The 5,450-nt window shown below is 31.5% G+C and carries 4 protein-coding genes and 2 tRNA genes; 1 reads left to right on the top strand and 5 read right to left on the bottom strand.

Features of this window, described 5'->3' with window-relative positions; genetic code table 11:
• Window positions 1–300: 300 nt before the first annotated feature.
• From AC2LE6_RS08450 to AC2LE6_RS08435, 4 genes are all read right to left on the bottom strand, one after another.
• Window positions 301–1,158, bottom strand: a complete 858-nt coding sequence (locus AC2LE6_RS08450; RefSeq protein ID WP_484478819.1) for a CPBP family glutamic-type intramembrane protease — start codon at window positions 1,156–1,158, stop codon at window positions 301–303.
• Between the two features lie 223 nt (window positions 1,159–1,381).
• A complete protein-coding gene (locus tag AC2LE6_RS08445; protein WP_484478818.1) occupies window positions 1,382–1,831 on the bottom strand; it encodes a hypothetical protein in 450 nt (149 codons plus the stop codon).
• A gap of 1 nt (window position 1,832) precedes the next feature.
• Window positions 1,833–2,276, bottom strand: a complete 444-nt coding sequence (locus tag AC2LE6_RS08440) for a LytTR family DNA-binding domain-containing protein (RefSeq protein ID WP_484478817.1) — start codon at window positions 2,274–2,276, stop codon at window positions 1,833–1,835.
• A 364-nt stretch (window positions 2,277–2,640) separates the two neighbouring features.
• Window positions 2,641–2,715 (bottom strand) — tRNA-Cys (locus AC2LE6_RS08435).
• 131 nt (window positions 2,716–2,846) lie between these two features.
• On the opposite strand from AC2LE6_RS08435, the gene AC2LE6_RS08430 reads away from it, so the two are divergent.
• On the top strand, window positions 2,847–5,234 hold the full coding sequence (locus AC2LE6_RS08430) for a diguanylate cyclase domain-containing protein (protein WP_484478816.1): 2,388 nt from the start codon (window positions 2,847–2,849) through the stop codon (window positions 5,232–5,234).
• 76 nt (window positions 5,235–5,310) lie between these two features.
• On the opposite strand, the gene AC2LE6_RS08425 is transcribed toward AC2LE6_RS08430, so the two are convergent.
• Window positions 5,311–5,387 (bottom strand) — tRNA-Pro (locus AC2LE6_RS08425).
• Window positions 5,388–5,450 lie beyond the last annotated feature (63 nt).

Raw genomic sequence — 5,450 nt, 5'->3', positions numbered from 1 at the left:
TGGAGGTCCCGACCAGATTTGAACTGGTGATCACGGAGTTGCAGTCCAATTCTAATTAAAAAACGTTATGACCAACCCATTTTTCATTTCTATATTACTGATAATTCAGTACAGTGTAGAAATAGAGTTTGTTTTTTGCACATTTTACTGTATTTTCACAAATATAGTCCGTTGCTTCAAAGATTACTATATTTGATAACTTATGATAAGATGCTGTACTGAATCCTTGAAGTACAACTTATCATTTACACAATACTATTTAACATTTTTCCCTTTTTATATACTACCATAACTCTCTACTCAAGAATTTTTTTCTTTTTTAGGAAACATTCTTGGATTCTTTTTGATAATCACAGCGACAACAACCCAAATTAATAGTTGTGATAGTATTGCAGTTTTGTATGCGTTCAAGATTAGTAATCCTGTTATTAGTGGGATAGTATTACTCATTGCATGTAAGTACACAGAGAAGAGAACACTTCTTGTTTTAATGAAGAAGTAACTGTGCACAGCTGACATTGCAATAATACCAACACTGAAACCAAAAAATGAGAATACCATCGCAAACAATGGCATATCTTGTAGGTAAAATATATACAGAACAACTGGTGCATGCCATAGTGCCCAGATAATCCCTGTCCTAAAACTTGCAGCCCATGTATCATATTTTTTTAAGAGCTCAGGAAGTAAAAATCCACGCCACCCAATTTCCTCTGTTCCAGAAGTAACAAATTGAATTGTAAAGAATGTAAATAAATATAAGATTATAATACTTACTGAATTTGATTCAAATCCTTCAATAAAAATAAGAGGGATAGCGGGAGCAAATCCGATTGCCAAAAATATCGCAATTACTATTAGATATTGTTTAAAACCCCTATAAACGAAAGCACTACTACTGAATTTTTCTTTGAAGTCAGGATCAATTTTTGTAATAACTAATGTTCCAATCATTGGACCCCAAGTTGCAACTAATGCGATAATTGAAAGAATAGCAACTTTTCCTATTAACTCACTTGAATACAAGGCTTCCACAAACCCTTCATTTAATTCTAATTCAATATTAGATCTATAAGCCAGTACTATTGCAATTAGCCAAAATGTGTATGACCACGCATAAGATATTACAGTATAGATGATTATGTTTTTCTTTTTCATTTGAATTTCCTCCATTTGTACTAGTGCTCTTTTGAATAATCATTAACTTACCCAATGAATTTCATTGCGAAACTCTTTCATATCCTTATTGACACTTTTGTATCTTACTCATATGCTAGCACAAAAATACTATTAAAAGAGTAAAAAATGACTAAGTGGTAAAATTTAATGACTAAGTGGTAATCTAAAGGTCCAAAAGAAAAAGAATAGCAGACTAACACAGCTATTCTTTATTTTTTTTGAATATCTCATTTGCATTTTCAATGAACTGCTTTTCTTTTATTTGTGTAACAATTCTAATGATCACATATATCACAATACACATCCCTACAATAATAAATAAGGCCTGTGAAGGCGAACCTGGTTTGTAGAACAACAAACCAACAGTGGACATAACTAAAATAAAATGTATCATTGTAGAAAGTTTATATGATAATTTAATACTCACTAACACAGTATCATATAAAGGAATAAATAATACTAGTAGAATAGTTCTTAATAAATAGAATGTATAAACATCGACTAATTCATTGATTGCATTTATACCAAAGTCTGTCTTTAAATCTTCTATATATGGGAACATTCCAATAACAAATACTATTGTAAAAATGAATATCGCTACAGGTAGATAAGAAACGAGTTTATTTAAGTATAGTTTTGTATATTCTTTCATATTAACCCTCCATTCCTATCGTTGATTTTAAGTCTTTTACATATTTTCTAGATAGGATTTCCTTATTCCCGCTAATAAATATTAAAGTATAGTTTCCACTGAATTCAGATTCAATGGATTTTATTAGTTTTGTATTTACTATACAACTTTTAGATACACGTACAAATGATGGAGGTAAAATTATTTCAAAATTAGATAGTGTTTTATTTGATTCATACAACTTCCCATTAGAATAAATAACTACTTTTCTATTTTCAGTATAAATACGCTCTATTTCTGATGATTTTATTGGGAATATTTTACTTTCAACAACTCCAAACACAGAGTCAACTGCGCTAGAGTTAAGTATCCTCTCGATTTCAAGAAACTTTGATGAAAGCTGTCTACATTTTATTATGATTTCATTATCAGCTAGTGTACTGTCTATTTCGTAATTTATTTTCATAGTGAGCCTCCAGTTTATGTGCTTTATGTTTTTTCATAACTTTATCTTATCATAAAGTATCAAAAAAGGCATCATTCTGATGAATGATTCCCAAATATATTATTGTACCATTTCTTTTAGACTATTTGGGATAATGCTAGTTGTTCTTTATTCTAAACGAATTATATTTTTGCTATAGAGGATCTTTAATAGTATTATATATACGGGTTATAATTGTCTTCTAAATAAATTATAGCTGACCATTCACTAATATTAGATAAATCTATATTGATAAAATGAGCTCTCTATGACAACGGACTACAGCTAGTTTTTAGGTAGAATCAAAAAAAGACGCTTACGATAAGCGTCTTTATTATGCCGAATTTGGAGGTCCCGACCGGATTTGAACCGGTGATCACGGAGTTGCAGTCCATTGCCTTAGCCACTTGGCTACGGGACCATTTTTAAGTCTATGATTATTATAATGTGTTGAACTGACAAAAGCAAGTATTTTAGTCCGTTTTCATATATATTTTTGATATAAGTTTTTTTGTTGTATAATGTATATATACATTAGCAGGGAGAGATATTATGGATATAAATGTAATGTTTCAGTTTACAGGGCAAACCTTTATTCTAATGGGTTTAGCAATCACATACGCAATATTCAAAAATGAGTCTTTTATTCACCCAATTTTTAGGAAACTTCTAATGGGTGTTTTTGTAGCCTTTACAGTAACATATGTAATGTATTTCAATATTCACTTAGATGGCTCTGATGATTTCTTCTTCGATGTAAGATCTTTAGCTCTAGGATTAAGTGGTATGTTTTTAGGTTTAATTCCAACAGTTATGGGACTCATAACTGCTTCAATTATAAGAATCTTCGAAGGTGGAGCTGGTACAATTCTTGGTATCACCGAAGCAGTTATTGGTGCATCAATTGGTTTGACTTGGCGCTACTTAAGACTAAAGAAAGTAAATCAACACAATTATAAAATATCTTGGGTAGAAATATACGGGGTTGGTCTACTGATGCAGGCTATAATCCTTAGCTTAGTTTTATTTTTACCAACTGAGTTACGTAATCAAATATTTGAAATGATGGTGTTTCCACAACTTATTTTATTTCCTATAGGATTCTACCTTGTAGCACAATTTCTGATCATACAGAGACGACAATATTTTAATGATGTCGAAGTTCTTAAATCGGAAAAGCAATTCAAAAACTTATTCAATAAAAACAAATCAATTCTAATGCTTATTGACCCTGTCTCAAATAAAATCGTAGATGTAAATGACAGAGCAATTGAAATTTATGGATATACCAAAGAGGAGTTTAGAAGCTTGGAGATTGGTGAATTAAATACCCTATCCCAGCCAGAAATTTTAGAGAAAATTGAACTGGCAAAAAGTAATGAATCATCATTATTCAATTTCCAGCATATCAAAAAAAATGGGGAGATATTTGATGTCGAAGTAAGTACAGGTCCGATTACACTTGAAAATAAGGAATACTTATACTCAAGTATCACTGATGTAACTGAAAAGAAATTAAGTCAAAGAATGTTCAAAGATGCAGATGAGCGATTGAGACTAACTTTACTAAGTGTTGCTGAGGGAATAATAGTTACAGATGAATATGCAAGAATTTCACTTATAAACGATAAGGCAAAACAACTAGTAGGTACGAATGATACTGTACTTAGAAAACTTGTGTATGAAGAGTACAGAATATACTCTAATCACAATGAAAAATCATTCGAGCAAATTTACTCAGATTGTATCAAGAAAAACCAAACATTCAAAAGTGACTATACTTATAGCTTACTCAACAATAAAAACGAACCATTATTCATTGATTTTACATTGTCACCTGTTGAAGATGAATACGGAATCAATCATGGAGCAATACTTGTTATTCGCGATGTGACTATTGAAAAGAAAAGGCAAGAGGAAATGCGTTTTATATCACAACATGATTTCCTTACAAAACTATACAATAGATATAACTTTGAACAAGAATTTAAAAGAATCAATGTAGAAAGACAACACCCTATTTCTTTAATTATTGGAGATGTAAATGCACTTAAATTAGTAAACGATGCATTTGGACATTTAGAGGGTGACAAACTACTACAGGAAATTGCGAACATATTTAGAAAAGCAGTAAGAAGTGAAGATATCGTTGCAAGATGGGGTGGAGATGAATTTGCTGTCTTACTCCCACAAACATCCGCTGATGATGCTCAAAAAGTTTTAGATAGGATAAATGATTTAACAGAGAAATCATTCTATAAAACAATTACTCCTTCTATTGCCATTGGAATATCAACAAAACTAAGTGTAGATAAATCTATAAAAGATACTTTGACTGACGCTGAAGAAGCAATGTATAACAACAAAGCTGAGCATGGTCCAAGGTTCAGACGAAACTTAGTAGAACATTTAACAACAATATTAAATAAAAAAATTGACGGACATAACGTACATACAACATCAATTGAAGCATTGATAAATCAATACGCTAAATTCTATGGTTTACCTAAACAGGAATTAGATGATTTATTACTTTATGCGAAATATCATGATATCGGAAGAGTTACACTTCAAGATGAACTAATAAATAAAAGATCAAACTATACTGATACTGAATTATTGAAGATACAGGGTCATCCAGAGATTGGAAGTAGACTGGTCGCAACAATACCAGAAATGCAGCATTTGGCAATCCCGATTCTACATCATCATGAATGGTTTAACGGGAAAGGATATCCAAACTCATTAAGAGGTGAAGACATTCATCATCACGCACGTTTATTTGCCGTTATTGATGCTTATGAGTCTATGACTGGAAAGAGGTCATATAGGTCATCAAAAACTCATACAGAGGCAATTAAGGAATTACAAAAATTTAGTAATAAACAATTTGATCCGCAATTTGTAGAAAAATTCATTAAAATGATAAAAGAGGGATAATTTCCCTCTTTTTTGTATATTTGATAAGTATAATAGTAATAAAAAAAGACGATATAATCGTCTTTTAATGTCTAAATGGTCGGGAAGACAGGATTCGAACCTGCGACCTCATGGTCCCAAACCATGCGCTCTACCAAGCTAAGCTACTTCCCGAAAAATTTTTGGCGCGCCCAAGAGGAGTCGAACCCCTAACCTCTTGATCCGTAGTCAAGCACT

It is taken from the genome of Candidatus Izemoplasma sp. (genome assembly GCF_982632705.1).
This window is presented reverse-complemented; position numbering and strand designations above follow the sequence as displayed.

What these genes read in the sequence shown, in the direction of transcription:
- AC2LE6_RS08450 (WP_484478819.1), bottom strand. Translation starts at nt 1,158, where the DNA reads ATGAAAAAGAAAAACATAATCATCTATACTGTAATATCTTATGCGTGG.
- AC2LE6_RS08445 (WP_484478818.1), bottom strand. Translation starts at nt 1,831, where the DNA reads ATGAAAGAATATACAAAACTATACTTAAATAAACTCGTTTCTTATCTA.
- AC2LE6_RS08440 (WP_484478817.1), bottom strand. Translation starts at nt 2,276, where the DNA reads ATGAAAATAAATTACGAAATAGACAGTACACTAGCTGATAATGAAATC.
- AC2LE6_RS08430 (WP_484478816.1), top strand. Translation starts at nt 2,847, where the DNA reads ATGGATATAAATGTAATGTTTCAGTTTACAGGGCAAACCTTTATTCTA.